Origin of the sequence: Mesorhizobium sp. M1D.F.Ca.ET.043.01.1.1, from assembly GCF_003952385.1 — a bacterium.
Lineage (GTDB): Bacteria > Pseudomonadota > Alphaproteobacteria > Rhizobiales > Rhizobiaceae > Mesorhizobium.
The window spans coordinates 3,044,129-3,061,055 of sequence record NZ_CP034444.1 but is presented as its reverse complement, the minus strand read 5'-3'; the positions used below and the strand labels follow the sequence as shown (position 1 = coordinate 3,061,055).

General features: G+C 66.3%; 13 protein-coding genes. 5 read left to right on the top strand and 8 right to left on the bottom strand.

The features are described 5' to 3' along the window. Position 1 precedes the first annotated feature (1 nt). The 3 genes from EJ067_RS14805 to EJ067_RS14795 all read right to left on the bottom strand — a co-directional run bounded on the left by EJ067_RS14805 (position 2) and on the right by EJ067_RS14795 (position 3,377). Positions 2-931 (bottom strand): sugar ABC transporter permease, encoded by a 930-nt coding sequence (locus EJ067_RS14805; RefSeq protein WP_126086396.1) that lies wholly within the window; start codon positions 929-931, stop codon positions 2-4. A 225-nt stretch (positions 932-1,156) separates the two neighbouring features. Further along, positions 1,157-2,416, bottom strand: coding sequence for an ABC transporter substrate-binding protein (locus EJ067_RS14800; protein WP_126086395.1), 1,260 nt, complete (start codon positions 2,414-2,416; stop codon positions 1,157-1,159). A gap of 52 nt (positions 2,417-2,468) precedes the next feature. Next, the gene (locus tag EJ067_RS14795; protein WP_126086394.1) at positions 2,469-3,377 is read right to left on the bottom strand and encodes an N-acetylmuramic acid 6-phosphate etherase; all 909 of its coding nucleotides are present in this window, start codon (positions 3,375-3,377) and stop codon (positions 2,469-2,471) included. Positions 3,378-3,577: 200 nt separating this feature from the next. Here EJ067_RS14795 and EJ067_RS14790 point away from each other — a divergent pair, with 200 nt between their 5' ends. The 4 genes from EJ067_RS14790 (at position 3,578) to nagA (ending at position 7,514) form a co-directional block, all read left to right on the top strand. Then, a complete protein-coding gene (locus tag EJ067_RS14790; protein ID WP_126086393.1) occupies positions 3,578-4,459 on the top strand; it encodes an N-acetylglucosamine kinase in 882 nt (293 codons plus the stop codon). Between the two features lie 90 nt (positions 4,460-4,549). Next, positions 4,550-5,329: a GntR family transcriptional regulator gene (locus EJ067_RS14785; RefSeq protein ID WP_126086392.1), complete on the top strand. Its 780-nt coding sequence runs from the start codon at positions 4,550-4,552 to the stop codon at positions 5,327-5,329. Beyond that, positions 5,326-6,357: an SIS domain-containing protein gene (locus EJ067_RS14780; RefSeq protein WP_126086391.1), complete on the top strand. Its 1,032-nt coding sequence runs from the start codon at positions 5,326-5,328 to the stop codon at positions 6,355-6,357. The genes EJ067_RS14785 and EJ067_RS14780 overlap by 4 nt, the downstream gene beginning before the upstream one ends. After that, positions 6,354-7,514 carry an N-acetylglucosamine-6-phosphate deacetylase gene (nagA, locus tag EJ067_RS14775; RefSeq protein WP_126086390.1) on the top strand — a complete coding sequence of 387 codons (1,161 nt, stop codon included), beginning with the start codon at positions 6,354-6,356 and terminating at the stop codon, positions 7,512-7,514. The genes EJ067_RS14780 and nagA overlap by 4 nt, the downstream gene beginning before the upstream one ends. A gap of 5 nt (positions 7,515-7,519) precedes the next feature. Here nagA and EJ067_RS14770 read toward each other — a convergent pair whose 3' ends face one another. Further along, on the bottom strand, positions 7,520-9,046 hold the full coding sequence (locus EJ067_RS14770; protein WP_126086389.1) for a malonyl-CoA synthase: 1,527 nt from the start codon (positions 9,044-9,046) through the stop codon (positions 7,520-7,522). Between EJ067_RS14770 and EJ067_RS14765 the strand changes: the two genes are divergently transcribed. Next, the gene (locus tag EJ067_RS14765) at positions 9,045-9,278 is read left to right on the top strand and encodes a hypothetical protein (RefSeq protein WP_189510619.1); all 234 of its coding nucleotides are present in this window, start codon (positions 9,045-9,047) and stop codon (positions 9,276-9,278) included. The genes EJ067_RS14770 and EJ067_RS14765 overlap by 2 nt on opposite strands. Here EJ067_RS14765 and EJ067_RS14760 read toward each other — a convergent pair. The 4 genes from EJ067_RS14760 to EJ067_RS14745 form a co-directional block, all read right to left on the bottom strand. Beyond that, on the bottom strand, positions 9,249-9,992 hold the full coding sequence (locus EJ067_RS14760) for a GntR family transcriptional regulator (RefSeq protein WP_189510616.1): 744 nt from the start codon (positions 9,990-9,992) through the stop codon (positions 9,249-9,251). The genes EJ067_RS14765 and EJ067_RS14760 overlap by 30 nt on opposite strands. A 263-nt stretch (positions 9,993-10,255) precedes the next feature. Continuing rightward, positions 10,256-10,933, bottom strand: coding sequence for a ribulose-phosphate 3-epimerase (gene rpe / locus EJ067_RS14755; protein WP_126086386.1), 678 nt, complete (start codon positions 10,931-10,933; stop codon positions 10,256-10,258). Between the two features lie 194 nt (positions 10,934-11,127). Next, the gene (locus EJ067_RS14750; protein ID WP_126086385.1) at positions 11,128-14,856 is read right to left on the bottom strand and encodes a DUF11 domain-containing protein; all 3,729 of its coding nucleotides are present in this window, start codon (positions 14,854-14,856) and stop codon (positions 11,128-11,130) included. Further along, positions 14,853-16,829, bottom strand: coding sequence for a hypothetical protein (locus EJ067_RS14745; protein ID WP_126086384.1), 1,977 nt, complete (start codon positions 16,827-16,829; stop codon positions 14,853-14,855). The genes EJ067_RS14750 and EJ067_RS14745 overlap by 4 nt, the downstream gene beginning before the upstream one ends. Positions 16,830-16,927 lie beyond the last annotated feature (98 nt).

The following is a 16,927-nucleotide window of genomic DNA, read 5'->3' as shown; positions in this document are numbered from 1 at the left end:
CTCAGAACTGGTAGCGACGCAGGCGCGTCTGGACGAGGAACAGGTAGACGCAGACGCCGGCCAGGATGATCAGGAACATCATCGTGGCGATCGCCGCGCCCATGTTGGGGTCGCCGACCTGCAGCTGGAAGCCGAAGAAGGCGCGGTAGAGGAAGGTGCCGAGGATGTCGGTCGAATAGTTCGGCCCGGCGAGCGCCCCTTGCGCGGTGTAGATCAGGTCGAAGGCATTGAAATTGCCGACGAAGGTCAGGATGGAGATGATGCCGATCGAAGGCAGGATCAGCGGCAGCTTGATCTTCCAGAACTGCGCCATGCCGGTGACGCCGTCGCATTCGGCGGCCTCGATCACCTCATCGGGGATCGACAGCAGCGCGGCATAGATCAGCATCATCGGGATGCCGACGAACTGCCAGACCGAGACCAGGCTGAGCGCGGTCAGCGCATACTGCTCCTTGCCGAGCCACGGCGTGAACAGGCTCTTCAGCCCGACGAAGTCAAGCAGGTGCGGCGCCACGCCCCAGATCGGCGACAGGATCAGCTTCCAGGCGAAGCCGACGATGACGAAGGACAGGATCGTCGGCACGAAGATCGCCGTCCGGTAGAAGGCGGCGAAGCGCAGCCGCGGGCTGGACAGAAGGGCTGCGAGCAGGATGCCGATCGGGTTCTGCACCAGCATGTGGATGATGAAGAACCAGACATTGTTCCTGAGCGCGTTCCAGAAGTTCACCGACCAGTTGGGATCGCCGAACAGCGTGCGGAAGTTGCCCAGCCCGACGAACACCTGGGACTGCTCGATGTTGCGGAACAAGGAGAGCTGCAAAGTGCCGAACAGCGGCAGGATCATGACCGCCGTGTAGACGAGCACCGCCGGCGCCAGGAAGACGCCGATATGCCAGCGGATCGGTTTCTTGGGTCGTGTTTGTGCGGCCATGAGTTCGGTCCCCGCCGTCTCTCGGTTCCAGGTCGATGATGCTTAGCTGATGCCTCGATGCACGGCCTGACGGTCCCCATTCACGGGTGGACAAGGCCAGCGACCGTACGGCTTCGTCTTCCCCGCAAGATGAGGGTAGGACCGAGAGGCGGCGCCGACAATCGCTATCTGAGAACTGTTCGAATGCCGGCCGGGCATGTTCCCGGCCGGCCGTTGCCTGAGCTTTTACTTCGCCGGCTTGTACCAGCTGTCGAGGCCGTCCTGCAGCTTCTTGGCCGCGGCTTCCGGCGTATCGGTGCCGTTGATCACGTTGGCCGATTCAACCCAGGTCTCGTTCTCGAGGTTCGGCGTGCCGCGCGACAGGATCTGATAGGTCGAGCGGATCGTCGACTTGCACTTGCCGCGCCAGGAGACGAATTCCTGCGCCAGCGGGTCTTCCATCTTCACCGGCGTGCTGTTCAGGCTGAAGAAGCCCGGCAGCGCGTTGGCGTAGATGGTGGCGAAGTCCGGCGAGGCGACCCATTCCAGGAACTTCTTGGCCTCTTCCGGATGCTTCGATGCCGCATTCAGGCCCATGCCGATGTCGGTATGGTCGGAAATGTAGCAGGTGTCGCCGGCCTTCTGCACCGGCGGCGGGAAGGCGCCCATCTTGAACTGCGCCTGGGTGTTGAACAGGCCGATCTCCCACGAGCCGGCCGGATAGATGGCGGCGCGGCCGAGCGTGAACAGGTTCTGGCTGTCCGGATAGGTCTGCGCCTCGAAGCCGTCGCCGAGATAGGGCTTCCACTTGGCCAGTTCCTTGTAGGGCTCGACCCAGTCGGCGTCGGTCAGCTTCTGCTCGCCCTTGATCAGCGCCTGGCGGCCGTCCTCGCCCTTCCAGTAGTTCGGGCCGATGTTCTGGTAGCCCATGGTCGCGGCTTCCCAGAGGTCCTTGGTGCCCATCGCCATCGGGATGTAGGTGCCGTCCGCCTTGATCTTGTCGAGCACGGCGTAGAACTCTTCATTCGTGGTCGGCACCTTGAGGCCGAGCTTGTCGAAGGCGTCCTTGTTGTAGATGAAGCCGTGGATGACCGAGGCCATCGGCACGCAGAAGCTCGACTTGCCATCATCGGTCTGCCAGGCGGCCTTGGCGACGGCCGAGAAGTTGTCCATGCCGGGCAGCGACGAGAGGTCGGTGAGGTTGCCCTTCTTGAACAGCTCCAGCGACTTGTCGAACGGCCGGCAGGTGATCAGGTCGCCCGCCGAGCCGGCGGTGAGCTTGGCGCCGAGGGCTGCGTCGTACTCAGTCGGCGCCGAGGGCGCGAACACCACCTTGATGCCGGGGTTCTTGGCCTCGAAGGCCGGGATCAGCTTGTCCTTCCAGATGGTCAGGTCGTCGCCGCGCCAGCTTTCGATGTTGAGCGTCACGTCCTCGGCCAGCGCCATCCCGGTGGTGCCGAGGATGCTCGTGCCGAGCAGAAGGGCCGTCAGTAGTTTGGTCGTCATGTTCAGTCTCCCTGTTGACCTTTTTCAGGTTCGGTTCTGATGAGAACAGGGGCTAGCGCCCCTTGCTCCCCTCGATCGCGGAAAGCGCCGGCCTGAGCTTCTGGCCGGTTCCTTCCAGTATCTTCTCGGCCGCGTCGGCGTTGGCGGCGCCGGCGGCGAGCAGAATGGCAGTCTTGACCACACCGCCGCTCTCTTCGAGCAGGCGCGCCGCCTCGTCGCGGCTGCGGCCGGTGATGGCGGCCACCATGCGCACCGCGCGGTCGCGCAGCTTGATGTTGTCGGCGGTGAGGTTGACCATGTAGCCGTCATGCACATGGCCGAGATGGACAGCGGCAAGCGTCGACAGCATGTTGAGCGCGATCTTCTGCGCGGTGCCGGCGCCCATGCGGGTCGAGCCGGCGATCAGTTCCGGCGGCGTTTCGAGCAGGATGGCGACATCGGCCTCGCCGAACAGCGGCGCGCCGCTGTTGTTGGCGATCGCGATCGTCGCGGCGCCCCGGCGTCGCGCATCGCCGATCGCCTGGACGGCATAAGGTGTCGAACCGCTGGCCGAGATCGCGATCAGGCAGTCGCCCTTGCCGATATCGGCCTTTGCGACCGCTGCCGCGGCTTCCTCGGTGTCGTCTTCCGGTCCGCCGGCAAGCGTGCGGAAGGCCTCGTTGCCGCCGGCGATCAGGATGGCGATGCGGTCGCGCGCGATGCCGAAGGTGCCGGGAAGTTCCAGCGCGTCGGCAACAGCCATCAGGCCGGAGCTGCCGGCCGCCGCATAGGCGAGCCTGCCGCCGCTCTTCAATTGTCTTGCGATAAGTTCGGCTGCCGCGGCGATCGCCGGAATGGCGCCATGCACGGCCTTGGCGGCCTCGACCTGGGCATTGGCCAGGAACGCCAGGATGGCTTCCGGGGTCTGGACATCCAGCCCCTCGGCGTTTTGATGAAGCGCTTCCGTGCGCGTCTCGACCATCCAACGTCCTCCAACTGAACGAACAATACCAAAAAAATACCACTTGTCCACATCCATTAACACTTTTCGTGCCTTCAAAATACCTTGTCGGCAAATTCCACTGATTTTTCAATAAGATACGCGTTAATCTTTTTCGAACCGAAATTAACGCTTGGCTATTGGTATTTTATTGGTATTATCCTCGGCGAGGAGAAAATCGCGTGAAATTCGTGCTTGGCATCGATGGCGGCGGCACCAGCTGCAGGGCGGCCCTTGCGACCGTCGACGGCGCCGTCGTCGGTCGCGCCAAAAGCGGCGCGGCCAACATCCGCACCGATCTCACCGGCGCGCGAGCCAACATCGTCGAGGCGGCAAGGCAGGCATTCCTGGCCTCCGGCCAGGACCCTCAGCTGATCCCTGAGACGCCCGCCATCCTCGGCCTTGCCGGCGCCAATGTCGGCACCTACAGGCAGCAGCTGGAAGCGATCCTGCCCTTCAGCAGGAGCCGCGTCGAAACCGACGCCGAGATCGCGCTTGAAGGCGCGGTCGGCTCTGGCGACGGCGCCATGGCGATTCTCGGCACCGGCACCGCCTATATGGCGCGCAAGGACGGCAAGTCGCGCGCCATCGGCGGCTGGGGTTTCCAGGTCGGCGACCAGGGCAGCGGCGCCCGCATCGGCCGCGATCTGCTCGAGCAGACGCTGCTTGCCTATGACGGCATCCGCCCCGGCTCGCCGCTGACGGACGCCATGCTCGCCGTCTTCCGCAACAATCCCGAGGACGTGGTCGAGTTCACCACCAACGCCAAGCCGGGCGACTTCGGCGGCTTCGCGCCAAAAGTCTTCGAGCATGCCGAGAGGGGCGACGTTGTCGCCAACTGGATCCTCGACAAGGCGGTTGCCGATGTCGAGGCCTCGCTCGGCGCGCTCGATCTTGCGGACGGTGCTCCGCTCTGCCTGCTCGGCGGCCTGGCGCCGCTCTATGCGCCGCGCCTGTCGGCGCGCTATCAGGCGCTGCTGAAAGCCCCGCTCGATGACGCGCTCGGCGGCGCGGTGCAGATGGCCGTGCGCATCTTCGCCGGCAAGTCGGGGACAGCCCGATGAGCGCCGCCGACCAGATCTTCGCCATGCTGCCGGAGGCGTCGCGATGAGCGCCGCCGACCAGATCTTCGCCATGCTGCCGGAGGCGTCGCGATGAGCGCCGCCGACCAGATCTTCGCGATGCTGAAGGAATCCTCGCAGAGCGGCGCGCCGCTCTATCTGCAGCTGAGGAAAAGCATCGAGGAAGCGGTCAATCGCGGCCTGATCGGTCCGGGCGACGCGCTGCCCTCCGAGCGCGACATCGCCAGCAAGGCCGACATCTCGCGCGTCACGGTGCGCAAGGCGGTGCAGGACCTGGTCAAAGGCGGCATCCTCGTCCAGCGCCACGGCTCCGGCACCTTTGTCGCGCCGCGCATGGAGCGCGTCGAGCAATCGCTGTCGAGATTAACCTCCTTCACCGAGGACATGGCGCGCCGCGGCATGGTCGTGCGCTCGGCCTGGCTCGACCGCGGCCTCTATGCGCCCTCGCCGGACGAGATGATGGTGCTCGGCCTGTCGTCGAGTGAGCTGGTGGCGCGCGTGGCGCGCCTGCGCATCGCCAACGACACGCCGCTGGCGATCGAGCGCGCCGCGATCTCGGCGAGCGTGCTGCCCGATCCCGAGGCGGTAGGCTCCTCGCTCTACGCCGCGCTGGAACTGACCGGCAACCGTCCGGTGCGGGCGGTGCAGCGCATCTCTGCCGCCAATCTCGGCGACGCCGACGCGCGCCTGCTGGAAGTGCCGCCGGGGGTTGCCGGACTGCACATCGAGCGCATTTCCTATCTGGCGAGCGGCAAGGTGATCGAGTTCACCCGTTCGATCTACAGGGGCGACGCCTATGATTTCGTCGCGGAACTCCGGCTGACCGGGCCGGGAGAGGAGATCCGGCCATGAGCGCAACCACCACCCATATGCGGCGCGAGATCGACGAGATCCCCGAGGCCACCGCCCGCCTGCTCGACGGCTCCGCCAACGCGCTTGCCGAAGCCGGCCGCGGCCTTCGCGAGCGCGATCCGCATTTCGTCGTCACCGTGGCGCGCGGCTCGTCCGACCATGCCGCCACCTTCACGAAATATGCGGTCGAACTGACCGCCGGCCTCGCCGTCGCTTCCGTCGGCCCGTCGATCGCTTCCATCTATGGCGCGAAGCTGAGACTGCGCGGCTCGGCCTGCCTGGCGATCTCGCAGTCGGGCAAGAGCCCCGACATCGTCGCCATGGCCGAAACGGCGAGGGCGGGCGGCGCGCTGACCGTCGCCATCACCAACACGGCCGACTCGCCGCTGGCGCGCGCCTCCGACTACGCCATCGACATTCTCGCCGGGCCGGAGCGCAGCGTCGCGGCCACCAAGACGTTCGTCAATTCGGCCGTGGCCGCCCTGGCGCTGATGGCGCACAGCACCGGCGATGAGGCGCTGCTTGCCGCGCTCGCCCGCCTGCCCGAGCATTTCGAGAAGGCCATCGCCTGCGACTGGATGGCGCTGGCGGCGGCGCTCGAGACGCCGCAGTCGCTGTTCATCCTCGGCCGCGGCCCGTCCTTCGCCATCGCCAGCGAGGCGGCGCTGAAGTTCAAGGAGACCTGCGCGATGCATGCCGAGGCCTACAGCGCGGCGGAAGTCATGCATGGGCCGCTGGCGCTGGTCGGGCCGGGCTTCCCGGTTCTGGCGCTCGCCGCCCGCGACGCTTCGGAACCTTCGGTGGCCGAGGCCGCCGACAGCCTGGCGGCCAAGGGCGCGGCCGCCTTCGTCACCTCCGACAAGGCAGGGAGCGCCAGGCTGCTGCCGCATGTCGCGACCGGCCATCCGCTGACCGACCCGCTGCCGCTGATCGTGTCCTTCTATGGATTCGTCGAGGCCTTCGCCCGCCATCGTGGCCTCGATCCGGATGCGCCGCGCAATTTGCGCAAGGTGACGGAAACCGTATGAGCGACCGTTTCGCCCTCACTGGCGCCAGGATCTTTGACGGCGCCGACTGGCATGAAGACGCCGCCCTCCTCGTCAAGGACGGTCTTGTCGAAGCCATTCTGCCCACCGGCGCCATTCCGTCCGGCGTGTCCAAGGTCGAGACCGGCGGCGGCCTGCTGGTTCCCGGCTTCGTCGACATCCAGGTCAATGGCGGCGGCGGCGTCATGCTCAACGACCACCCGGATGTCGCCTCGATCGAGACCATCTGCCGGGCGCATGCGCCCTTCGGCACCACGGCGCTGCTGCCGACGCTGATCACCGACACGCCGGCGATCACCGCCGCGGCCGTCGCCGCCGGCGCCGAGGCCGCCGCCAAGAAAGTGCCGGGGTTCCTCGGCCTGCATCTCGAAGGGCCGCATCTCTCCGTCGCCCGCAAGGGCGCGCATGATCCGGCCCTCATCCGGCCGATGACGGATGCCGACCAGGCGGCGTTGATCGCCGCGCGCAGTGCGCTTCCCGTCCTGCTTACCACGATCGCGCCGGAATCCGTCGAACTCGCCCGCGTCACGGCGCTGGCCAAGGCCGGCCTCGTCGTCAGCCTCGGCCATTCCGACACCGGCTATGCCACGGCAGTTGCCTTCGCCGGGGCTGGCGCCACCGTCGTCACGCACCTTTTCAATGCCATGAGCCAGATCGGCAATCGTGAGCCGGGGCTGGCCGGCGCGACCGTCGACACGGGAAGTCTCTACGCCGGCATCATCGCCGACGGCATCCACGTCCACCCGGGCACCATGACGCTTGCGCTCAACGCCAAGAAGGGACCGGGCAAGATCCTTTTGGTCACCGACGCCATGGCGACGATCGGCACCGACATGACCTCCTTCACGCTCAACGGCCGCACCATCTATCGCAAGGACGGGAGTCTCAGGCTTGCCGACGGCACGCTGGCCGGCGCCGACCTCGACATGATTTCCGCCGTGCGCTTCGTCCACCGCGTCGTCGGGCTCGATCTCGACGAAGCGCTCCGCATGGCCTCGCTCTACCCCGCCGAGGCGATCGGCCAGGCGCACCGGCTCGGCCGCTTCGCCAACGGCACCGCCGCCGACATCGTTGGGCTGTCGGAGGATCTCAATGTCAGGAAGGTCTGGATCGGCGGCAGAAAGGTATTCGGAGCGTAGGGTCGTCAGCCGACGCTATTTCGCCCGTAGATATCCTTATACGTCTCGCGCAAAACGTTCTTCTGCACCTTGCCCATCGTGTTGCGCGGCAATTCGTCGACGAAGATCACCTGCTTCGGATGCTTGTATTTCGCCAGCCGCCCGGCGATGGCGTTTGCAATATCGGCGGCGTCGATCGTCGAGCCGGGCTTGCGCACCACGACCGCCGTGACGCCTTCGCCGAAATCGGGATGCGCGACGCCGATCACCGCGCTTTCGGCGACGCCGGCAAGCGCGTCGATCTCGCTCTCGATCTCCTTCGGATAGACGTTGTAGCCGCCCGAGATGATCAGATCCTTGCCGCGACCGACGATATGGACATAGCCGTCGGCGTCGATCAGCCCGAGGTCGCCGGTGATGAAGAAGCCGTCGTCGCGGAACTCGGCTTTGGTCTTCTCCGGCATGCGCCAGTAGCCGGCAAAGACGTTCGGCCCTTTCACCTCGATCATGCCGATCTCACCCTGGGCCAGCGGCTTGGCCGTCTCGGGCTCGGTGATGCGCAGCGACACACCGGGCAGGGGAAAGCCAACCGTGCCGGCTCGCCGCTCGCCGCCATAGGGGTTGGACGTGTTCATGTTGGTCTCGGTCATGCCGTAGCGTTCGAGGATGGCGTGGCCGGTGCGCTCGCGCCAGGCATTGTGCGTCTCGGCAAGCAGCGGCGCCGAGCCGGAGATGAACAGCCGCATGTGGCTGGCCGCGTCCTTCGTCAGGCCGTCCTGCTGCAGGAGCCGCACATAGATGGTCGGCACGCCCATCAGGGCGGTCGCGCGGGGCAGGAGCGAGATGACGCGGCCCGGGTCGAATTTCTGCTCGAACAGCATTCTGGCGCCGGCCATCAGGACGACGTTGGTGGCGACGAACAGCCCGTGCGTGTGGAAGATCGGCAGCACGTGGATCAGCACGTCGTCGGCGTCGAAGCGCCAGTGCCCGGTGAGCACGCGCGCGTTGGAGGCGAGGTTCTCGTGGCTGAGCATCGCGCCCTTGGAGCGGCCGGTCGTGCCTGACGTGTAGAGGATGGCGGCAAGATCGTCGGGGCCGCGCGCCACATCGGCGAAATCCGTCGGCTGCAGCGCGGAGCGATCCGCAAGCGTACCCCGCCCGTCGCGGCCAAGCGTCAGCGTCGCGGCGCCCGCGGATGCGGCAAGCGGTTCGATGGCGGGTGCCTTTTCCGGATCGCAGACGACCAGCCGCGGTTCCGCGTCGCGGAAGAAATAGTCGAGTTCGGGCAGCGTATAGGCGGTGTTGAGCGGCAGGAAGACGGCGCCGGCGCGCAGACAGGCGAGATAGAGGAGCAAGGCCTCCGGCGTCTTCTCCACCTGCACGGCGACGCGATCGCCGGGCTGGACGCCCGCTTGCGTCAGCGCGTGCGCATATTGCCCGGACCTCGCCAGCATCTCGCCATAGGAGATCGAACGCCCGTCATCCGTTTCCATCAGCACGCGGTCAGGCGCCGGCATGCTGGCCCGAAAGGCGTCGAACAGGTGATTGGTCATGATTGTCCTCTGGCCCGCGGTCGAAGAAATGCATCGGCCTGGCCAGAGCGAATATCAGATTTGCCTGCCAGAGCAATTCCAGGAAAAGTGCGTAGCGGTTTTCCGTCCGGAATTGCGCAAAAACAAAGGGATAGAGCAATTCCAGGAAAATGCGGTGCGATTCTCCGTCCGGAATTGCGTAAAAAACAAAGAGACAAGGCAGTTATTTGCGGCCGCGCGCGGCTTTGGCTGAGCCGGCCCTCGGATCGTAGCCCTGGTTGAAACGCGCCAGGCACATCTCCGCCGTCAGCCGGTAATGGCTGAGCAGGGCCTCGACGGCGCCGTCGGCGTCGCCGTCGAGCGTCCGCTCGGCAATCGTCCGGTGCTCGCCCAGCTCGTCGCGTTCGTAGCCCGGGCTACGCTGCGAGATCAGCCGGTAGCGGGAGGCCTGGTCGGAAAGCTGATCGCAAAAGCCGATCAGCCAATGCGACCGGCAGGCCGAGATCAGCGTGCGATGGAAGGCCCGGTGCAGCGTCTCCCATTCCGGATTGTTGGTTGCCGGGTCGTTGGGCTGGCGCCGCTCGGCGCGCGCCAGCCGGTGCAGGGCAAGCACCAGCTGCTCTTCCCATTCCGCCGTGCGGTGCGCAATGGATTCGCGCAATGCGCGTTCTTCCAGCCAGCAGCGCGTGCGGGTCAGCTCCTCCAGCTCGGCCGCGCTCACCGGCATCAGGAAGAAGCCTCGCTGGTCATGGCGGCCGAGCAGGCCCTCGGCGGCAAGGCGGTTGAGCGCCTCGCGCACCGGCGAGGCCCCGGCGCCATAGCGGGAGACGACCCATTCGACGCGCAGCTTGCCCTCGGCTTCCAAAGCTCCGCGCAGCAGGTCCTCGCGGAGCTGATGGTAGACCGAACTGGCCAGCGTGCTCTTGGCACCCTTGCCGTCGCCCGTATCGACGTTCCCGTATGTCAATCCAACTCCCATTGCTTGCCCCTGTTTTGCCAGGGCCCCTCGGCAAAGCAATTCCCGTACATGTATCATACAGCCGGGCACGGCCGTCTCAAAGTGGAAGATGGCGATATTCGACTTTAAGACGAGGCGGCGGCCTATTATCGAGTAAAGTAAAATCCGCTCAAAAAAAGCTGATCTTTATAGGTAGCAAGATATATATTGACCAACAGCTCAGCAACGAGATTGGATCGGCAACTTCTGCTCGAAATGCGCTGGCCGCGTATTTAGTTGGCGGCTTTGTCGGCCGCTGAGCGGATCGCCTCGATATTTGCCCGGTAGGCTTCAATCGTGCCGCCCTTGAAGACGGCGGCGCCCGCCACCAGCACATCGGCGCCGGCGGCAGTCACCAGCGGCGCCGTTTCCGGCGAGACGCCGCCGTCGATCTCGATGCGGATCGGGCGGTTGCCGATCAGCGCCTTCACCCTTCGCACCTTGTCGACGATCGCCGGGATGAACGCCTGGCCGCCGAAGCCGGGATTGACGGTCATGATCAGGATGAGGTCGAGCCGGTCGAGCACATATTCGATCGCCGTTTCCGGCGTCGCCGGGTTGAGCGAGACACCGGCCTTCTTGCCGAGACCCTTGATCGTCTGCAGCGAGCGGTCGAGATGCGGGCCGGCCTCGGCATGCACGGTTATGCCGTCGCAGCCGGCCTCGGCGAAAGCCGCCAGGTAGGGGTCGGCCGGCGCGATCATCAGATGGCAGTCGAAGAAGGTCTTTGTCCGGCTGCGGATCGCCTTGATCACTGGCGGGCCGAAAGTGATGTTGGGCACGAAATGACCGTCCATCACATCGAGATGGATCCAGTCGGCGCCGGCGGCCGCGACGGCCTCGACCTCGTCCCCGAGCTTCGAAAAATCCGACGCCAGCACCGACGGCGCGATCAGGGTCTTCTTGCTCATGAAAGGCCTCTCCCGGCATCCGCTTCGGCGCGCCGGACGCGCGCCTTCCGTGCGCGTCTGCCTAGACCATCGTCCGGCCAAGGGGAAGCCTGTTTTCCGCATCGGTCAGCAGGCGCACAAATGCGCAGCTTCGGCGCTGAAAAAGAAAACCCGCCGGATCGCTCCGGCGGGTCCGTTGATTGCAGCCGACCGGACTAAGGCTTGAAGTTCTGGATGTTCGCGCCTGCTGGGTCCTGCAGCACGCGCCGTGGCTGGCGCTGCGGAACCAGTTGCTGCAGGATGTTCGGATTGAGCAGCAGGTTGGGATTGATCTCCAGGCCCGGCCGTCTGCGGATCGGGAAGCAGTCCGGATACCGTCCGGTCGTGCCGACCGGGCAGCGCCGCCTGATGATCGGCTGGCAGATGCCGTCGATCATCTGCGAGCCCGGCGCGCATTCGGCGTCTTCGAACGTGCCGCACCTGCCTTCTATCACCTCCGTCCCGCGCGGGCACACACAGGCGCCGCGCTTGTTGAGGATCTGGCCGCGGATGGAGCAGTCTTGCGGCTTCTTGACCGGCGCGCAGACCTTGCCCCTGACCTCCGTTCCCTTCGGGCAGACACAATCGCCGTCGGCGTTGCGCACCTGGCCGCGGATGCGGCACTGGCTCGGCGGCTGCCTGTCGGGGGCGCAGGCCTTGGCGGCGCGGTCGAGATGCGTGCCCTTGGGGCAGACGCAGCCGTCCTGTGTCGGCACCGCGCCGCGGATCGTGCATTTCGGCGGAGCGACCTGGCAGACGCCGTTCACCAACTCGCCGCGCCGGCACACGCAATTGCCGTCCTGGTCGCGGTACTGGCCGGGGCGCAGCGTGCACTGCGGCTCCTGCGGCTCTTCGCCCTGCACGCACCTGCCGTTCTCAAGCTCGGTGCCGCGCGGGCAGACGCAGCGTCCGTCCTCGGTCCGGATCTGGCCCTTGAGCAGGACGCAGCGCTTCGGCTCCTTTGGTTCCGGCAAAATGATCACACCGCCGCCGCCGGAGCACTGACCATTGCGGAAGGTCGTGCCTTCCGGGCAGGCGCAGCGGCCGGCCGAGTTGAGCACCATGCCGTTCGAGCACTGGATCTTCACCTCGCGCTTGATGGTGAACGGGTGGCAGGCATAGGCCTTGCCGCGATCGCCCTGGGCATTGGCCGGTGCGCTCGACAGCACGTCGCCGCCCTGCACCGGCGTGTTCGGCGACAGCACGCCGACGCAATTCTGCCCGCTGACCGCGCCCTGCAGTTTGGCAAGGCCGGGAAGGACCACGGTGACGTTGTGGGTGCGGCTTTCGCCGGCGCCAAGCGTCAGCTTGGCGATGCAGGAGGCAGGCAGCGTCGCCGGCTCCGGCGAGCAGCCGAAGGGCGGGTCGATCGAGGTGATCGGAAGGCCTTCCAGGCGGCCGACGCCGTCGATGCCGATCGCATCGCCGATGCGGACCGGACCGGAGAAGGCGCTCGGCCCGTCATTCGTGATGGTGATCTCGAACGAGCAGGGCTGACCTGGCTGGCATTCGCTGTCGCCGGTCTTCTCGACGCGAATGGTGGAAATGCTGCCGCCCTTCGCGCAGGCCTGGCCGATCGGATAGACGATGTCGTCGCCCGGCGCCGGCCCAAAGGAGCCGCGCGCGCAGTTCTCGAACACGCCGTTGCCGCTCACCGTCACGTCGAAGTGCCGGCTGGTTCCAGGCGTCATCGCGGCGCCCGGAATCTGGCAGGACAACGCGTTGGCCGGCACCGGTCCGCAGCTCCAGTCCGCGCCGTCAGGCGTCACGGTCTGGATGGCCACCGGCGTGCCGCCCGATACCAGCGTCGCGGCGTCGTTGACCCGCACCGGACCGGTGGGGGCGGCGGTGCCGGCGTTGGTGACGGTGATGCGGCAGGACACCAAAGCCGCGCCGGCGAGCGATCCGTCGCATACCTTGGTGATGCGCAGGCCGGGCTGGCCGCCGTTCGGATGGCGGATGCGCTCGCTTGCGCAAGCCTTGTTGTTGGCGAGGTCGACCTCGCCGGGAATGGCCTTCACCTCGGCGCAGTTCTCGACCCGATCCGGCCGGTAGTTTGCCGGCATCGCCGCCTTGACGACGATCGGCGTCGAGGCGCCCGGAGGCAGCGCGATGCCGGCATTGTCGCAGCGGAACTGGCCGGGGCCGTTCGGTCCGCAGGTCCAGGGCGGGCTGGGCCCGAAGGTCGAGGACGTCGGCGCGCCGCCGGGATAGGTGTCGATCACCGTCAGCGGCCCGTGATAGGTGCTGGTGCCGTTGTTGATGATGTCGATCACGAAGTAGCAGGCGCCGTCCGGCGTGCAGACCGGAATGCGGGCGCGCTTCTTCAGGATCAGGTCGACCTTCTTCTCGACCGGAGGCTGGCACCGCGGATCGCGATCGCCGCGGCGGCAGATCGGGATCGAGGCGCAGCCGCGGTCGTTCTGCTGGCTGCCGAACAGCGGCTTGCCGCTGGCCTGGTAGTCATAGGCGGCGCAATTGCGCAGCACGCCGCCCTGCCAGCCGCCGGCCGGCTTGAAGCCGAGCTTGAGGTTGACGGAGGCCCCAGGGTTGAGCGTCGTTACCGGATGGGTGCAGGTCATCGGCGTCGTCCCGGGCACGCAGGCCCAGGGCGGGTTCGGTCCCGATGAAAGCGTCGAGCCGGCGGGCAGCGTCACCTCGTCGAGCACGATCTTGCCGTTATAGGGCGCTTCACCGACATTGGTCACCGTGATGGTGAAGTTGCAGCCGCCGGCCATCGTGCAGCGCGGCACCTCCGCCCACTTCTCGACCTTGAGGTCGGGCTGCTTCTCAGGCGGGCACCTGAGGTCGCGCGGAATGACGATGTCGATCGTCTGCGTGCAGCAAAGCCCCCAGCCTTCCTTCGGCCCGGCATAGGTTTCGATGCCGGTGACCACGAGATGGATGTCCTCGCCGGGCGAGGCGCCGATGATCTTCCAGTTGAGCACGCCGCCGCCGGCGGGCACTTGCTGGGTGTCGGGAAAGATGGTGATGCCGGGCGTCGTCGTCGACACCTGCACCCACTTGCCGCCCATCTCCGGGCCGACCGGCATGTGGTAGATGAAGGCGCCGCCGCCGGGCACGCAATCGACCGTGCCACGTTCGACCTTGAAGCATTCCTTGCCGGGAGGCGGAGGCGGCGGGTTGCACTTGGTCAGGTCGATCTCGATCGAGGTCTTCACGCCGGTGAGGAAATCGCCGTCGTCGGGCTTGCCCGGATCCTGCGACGGGATCGTGGTCGCCGGACCGCGCCTGAAGGCCACGTCCATCAGACCCTGGTTGTCGACCGTCGCCGGTGCGGGAAAGGCTGCATGATCTATCTTGGCCGTGATGCGGAAGGTGATCACGCGTTCGTTCGCGGCGCCGACGCCGTCGAGATTGGAAGCGCTGATGCGGAAGTTGGAAACGCTCGCCGTATCGTTCGGGCCGGCCGATGTGCCGATCGAAGCAGCGGGCAGCGGCCCGCCCGAGGCGCCCGTGCCGTCGCCGACGACATCGACGCTGACGATCTGCAAGCCGTGCGGCAGCTGGTCCTTGAAGTCGAGCCTTGTCGCCTTCAGCAGGGCCGCCACGCTTGGCCTGTCGAAGTCCTGCGGGTCGCCATGGATGCCGAAGCTCAGGACATACTCGACGCTATCGCAGCTTCTCTGGGCGCCCTTCTTGGTGAAGAAGGGCACGATCCGCCCGAGCTCCGGGTTGATGCCGCGCGACTCCGGATTGGCGGCCTGACCGGCCGCGGCCGGAGCCTTGTCTTGGGCATGCGCCGGCAATGCCGGCGTCATGGCTACGGCGATACCGGCCGCCATCAGCCAGCGCGCCCCGCGCCTGGCGTATGACAGCGGTTTCCTGATCGTCTCCATGACGGTTTTGCGCGAGGCGAAGCGGGAAAGGGCGAGATTGTTCATCTGTCCCTCCTTAGCGCTTCGCAGCCGACGGCCGGCGTTCTGAGCGGCAGCGTCATCTTGCAGCAAGGATAGTAGCCGCCCTTGTCCTGGTCGGACTTCCTGTAGAAGCAGAGCCCGACATTGACGGTGTCGCCCGGATCATGGCCGGTGATGTCGATCGTGTAGGGCTTGCCCGGCGCATGCGACAGGGGTGAACTCACCCCGACGCCCGGCGTCTTGGACTGCGCCTTGATCGAATCGCCGCCGAAGCCGGCATGGTCATGGATATAGAGGTCGGCCTGCAGCCCGCGGGGCGTGCAGAAATACTGGACGTCCTCGATATCGATGCAGGGAGGCAGATTGCCGGGCGGCGGGAAGTCCGGCGGATAGAAGGGAGGCAGGAAGCCGCCGGGGATTTCCTCATAATAGCCGGCACGGCCTTCGCAGGGGCGCCACACCCTGACGTCGCCGACATGGCCCTGAACGTCCGGGTCCTCGAAATAACCGTCGAAGTCGACGAACCATGAGCCGAAGGGCGGCACGTTGGCCGGCTTGACCAGCGCGCTCGGCGTCAGCTGCACGCCATGCACGGCGAACGGCCCGCCGGCGGCGAGCCGCTCGGCAAGCTCCGGATTGTCGCGCAATTTGTCGCCGGTGTTGACCACCGTGTCGGTGCACACCGAGGCGTCGAGATTGCCTTCGGCATCGTAGCGGTACTGCAGGTCGACGCCGCCGGCCGACTGGCGGTTGCCCTGCGGGAAGCCGACCGCATATTCCTGCGGCACCTCGACCCAGACCGATTCCGTTGCCGGATCGTCCGGATCCTCGCGCTGGTAGCGGATGACCTCGCCTTTTCCGGAATCGGCGAAGCGGCTGTAGTCGTAGCGGTTTTCCAGCGGGCCGCGCTGCGCCAGATACATGAAGCCCTTGTTATCGAAGGCGATATCGGTGACGGCATAGTCCTGGTCGGCCTTGACAGTCAGCTCCCAGCGCGGATCGCCGCTAAAGCTTCCGTCGCTCGCAATGCCGACCGACCAGATTTCGGCCTTCTCGCCGACGGAATAGTAGAGCCGGCCGCCATGATAGGCGACAGCCCAGACGCGGCGCGCATCCTGGGTATAGCCCCAGGTTGCGGAGTCCTCGCTGTCGAAGGCGGCGGCCTGGATGTCCATGACGGCGCCGTCGTCGGCGACCGGGGCGAGCCCATGCGTCGGGCGTCCGGCAACGCCATGGTCGAACGTATCGATCAGATTGCCCTCGATGTCGATGCGGTGGATCAGGCCGGTGTCGAGGTCCGATGCGAAGACCTCACGGTGGGTCGGATCGAAGGCGAGGTTGCCGATGCCGGGACCCCTGTTGGTGTCGATGTCGGCGAATTTCGAGACGGCGCCCGAAATGCCGTCGATCTTCCAGATCGTGCCCGGGCCGCCGCCGTTTTCGGTGCCGAACTGGCCGTCCATGAAGACGGCGCCCGCGGTGCCGCGGCGCTGACGTTCTGGCCTGCCGTCATCGTCGGCATCCGGCGTGACGATCTCGACGCCATGCAGCGAGGTCGCCGCCGCATAGAGGTTGGGGATGCCCGACGGCACGCCGTCGCGCACGCCGTCGTCATAGGTGAGGCCGAACACTTCGCCGATCTGGCTGGCCGTCACTTCGAAAGGCGGCGGCGTGTAGACGAGTTGGCCCGCGGCCGGGCCGCCAAGCCGCGAGACATCGAAAATGCGCAACGAGGCCTGCGAGGTGTCGATGAAGGTTTCGTCGACCGGGTCGACGCCGGGCGGCAGGCCTTGCTCAAAGTCGGGGATGACGGTGCCGGGAAAGCCGGTCACCGCCATCGAGCCGGGATAGATGATCTGCGTTTCCTGTGCCCTTGCCGTGCCGCCGAGCCAGAGGCCGGCGGACAGCGCCAGGGCGACAATTCCGCTGGCTGTCGTTATCGCGCGGCGCACACCGCGGGCGCGAGAAGCCACGAACGAGCCGCGGTCGCAAAACATTGAACTCCCCCCGAAGTCTTCGGAAGAACCATCCGTTTTCGCCGCGCAAATCAGGGCAAGGCGCGGCGTTCCGGCTCGTTCGTCCCTGATATAATTGT

Excerpts from the sequence above, each read along its gene's own strand:
- EJ067_RS14800 (WP_126086395.1), bottom strand. The coding sequence starts at position 2,416 with ATGACGACCAAACTACTGACGGCCCTTCTGCTCGGCACGAGCATCCTC.
- EJ067_RS14795 (WP_126086394.1), bottom strand. The coding sequence starts at position 3,377 with ATGGTCGAGACGCGCACGGAAGCGCTTCATCAAAACGCCGAGGGGCTG.
- nagA (WP_126086390.1), top strand. The coding sequence starts at position 6,354 with ATGAGCGACCGTTTCGCCCTCACTGGCGCCAGGATCTTTGACGGCGCC.
- EJ067_RS14750 (WP_126086385.1), bottom strand. The coding sequence starts at position 14,856 with ATGAACAATCTCGCCCTTTCCCGCTTCGCCTCGCGCAAAACCGTCATG.
- EJ067_RS14805 (WP_126086396.1), bottom strand. The coding sequence starts at position 931 with ATGGCCGCACAAACACGACCCAAGAAACCGATCCGCTGGCATATCGGC.
- EJ067_RS14765 (WP_189510619.1), top strand. The coding sequence starts at position 9,045 with ATGATTGTCCTCTGGCCCGCGGTCGAAGAAATGCATCGGCCTGGCCAG.
- EJ067_RS14780 (WP_126086391.1), top strand. The coding sequence starts at position 5,326 with ATGAGCGCAACCACCACCCATATGCGGCGCGAGATCGACGAGATCCCC.
- EJ067_RS14745 (WP_126086384.1), bottom strand. The coding sequence starts at position 16,829 with ATGTTTTGCGACCGCGGCTCGTTCGTGGCTTCTCGCGCCCGCGGTGTG.
- rpe (WP_126086386.1), bottom strand. The coding sequence starts at position 10,933 with ATGAGCAAGAAGACCCTGATCGCGCCGTCGGTGCTGGCGTCGGATTTT.
- EJ067_RS14785 (WP_126086392.1), top strand. The coding sequence starts at position 4,550 with ATGAGCGCCGCCGACCAGATCTTCGCGATGCTGAAGGAATCCTCGCAG.
- EJ067_RS14770 (WP_126086389.1), bottom strand. The coding sequence starts at position 9,046 with ATGACCAATCACCTGTTCGACGCCTTTCGGGCCAGCATGCCGGCGCCT.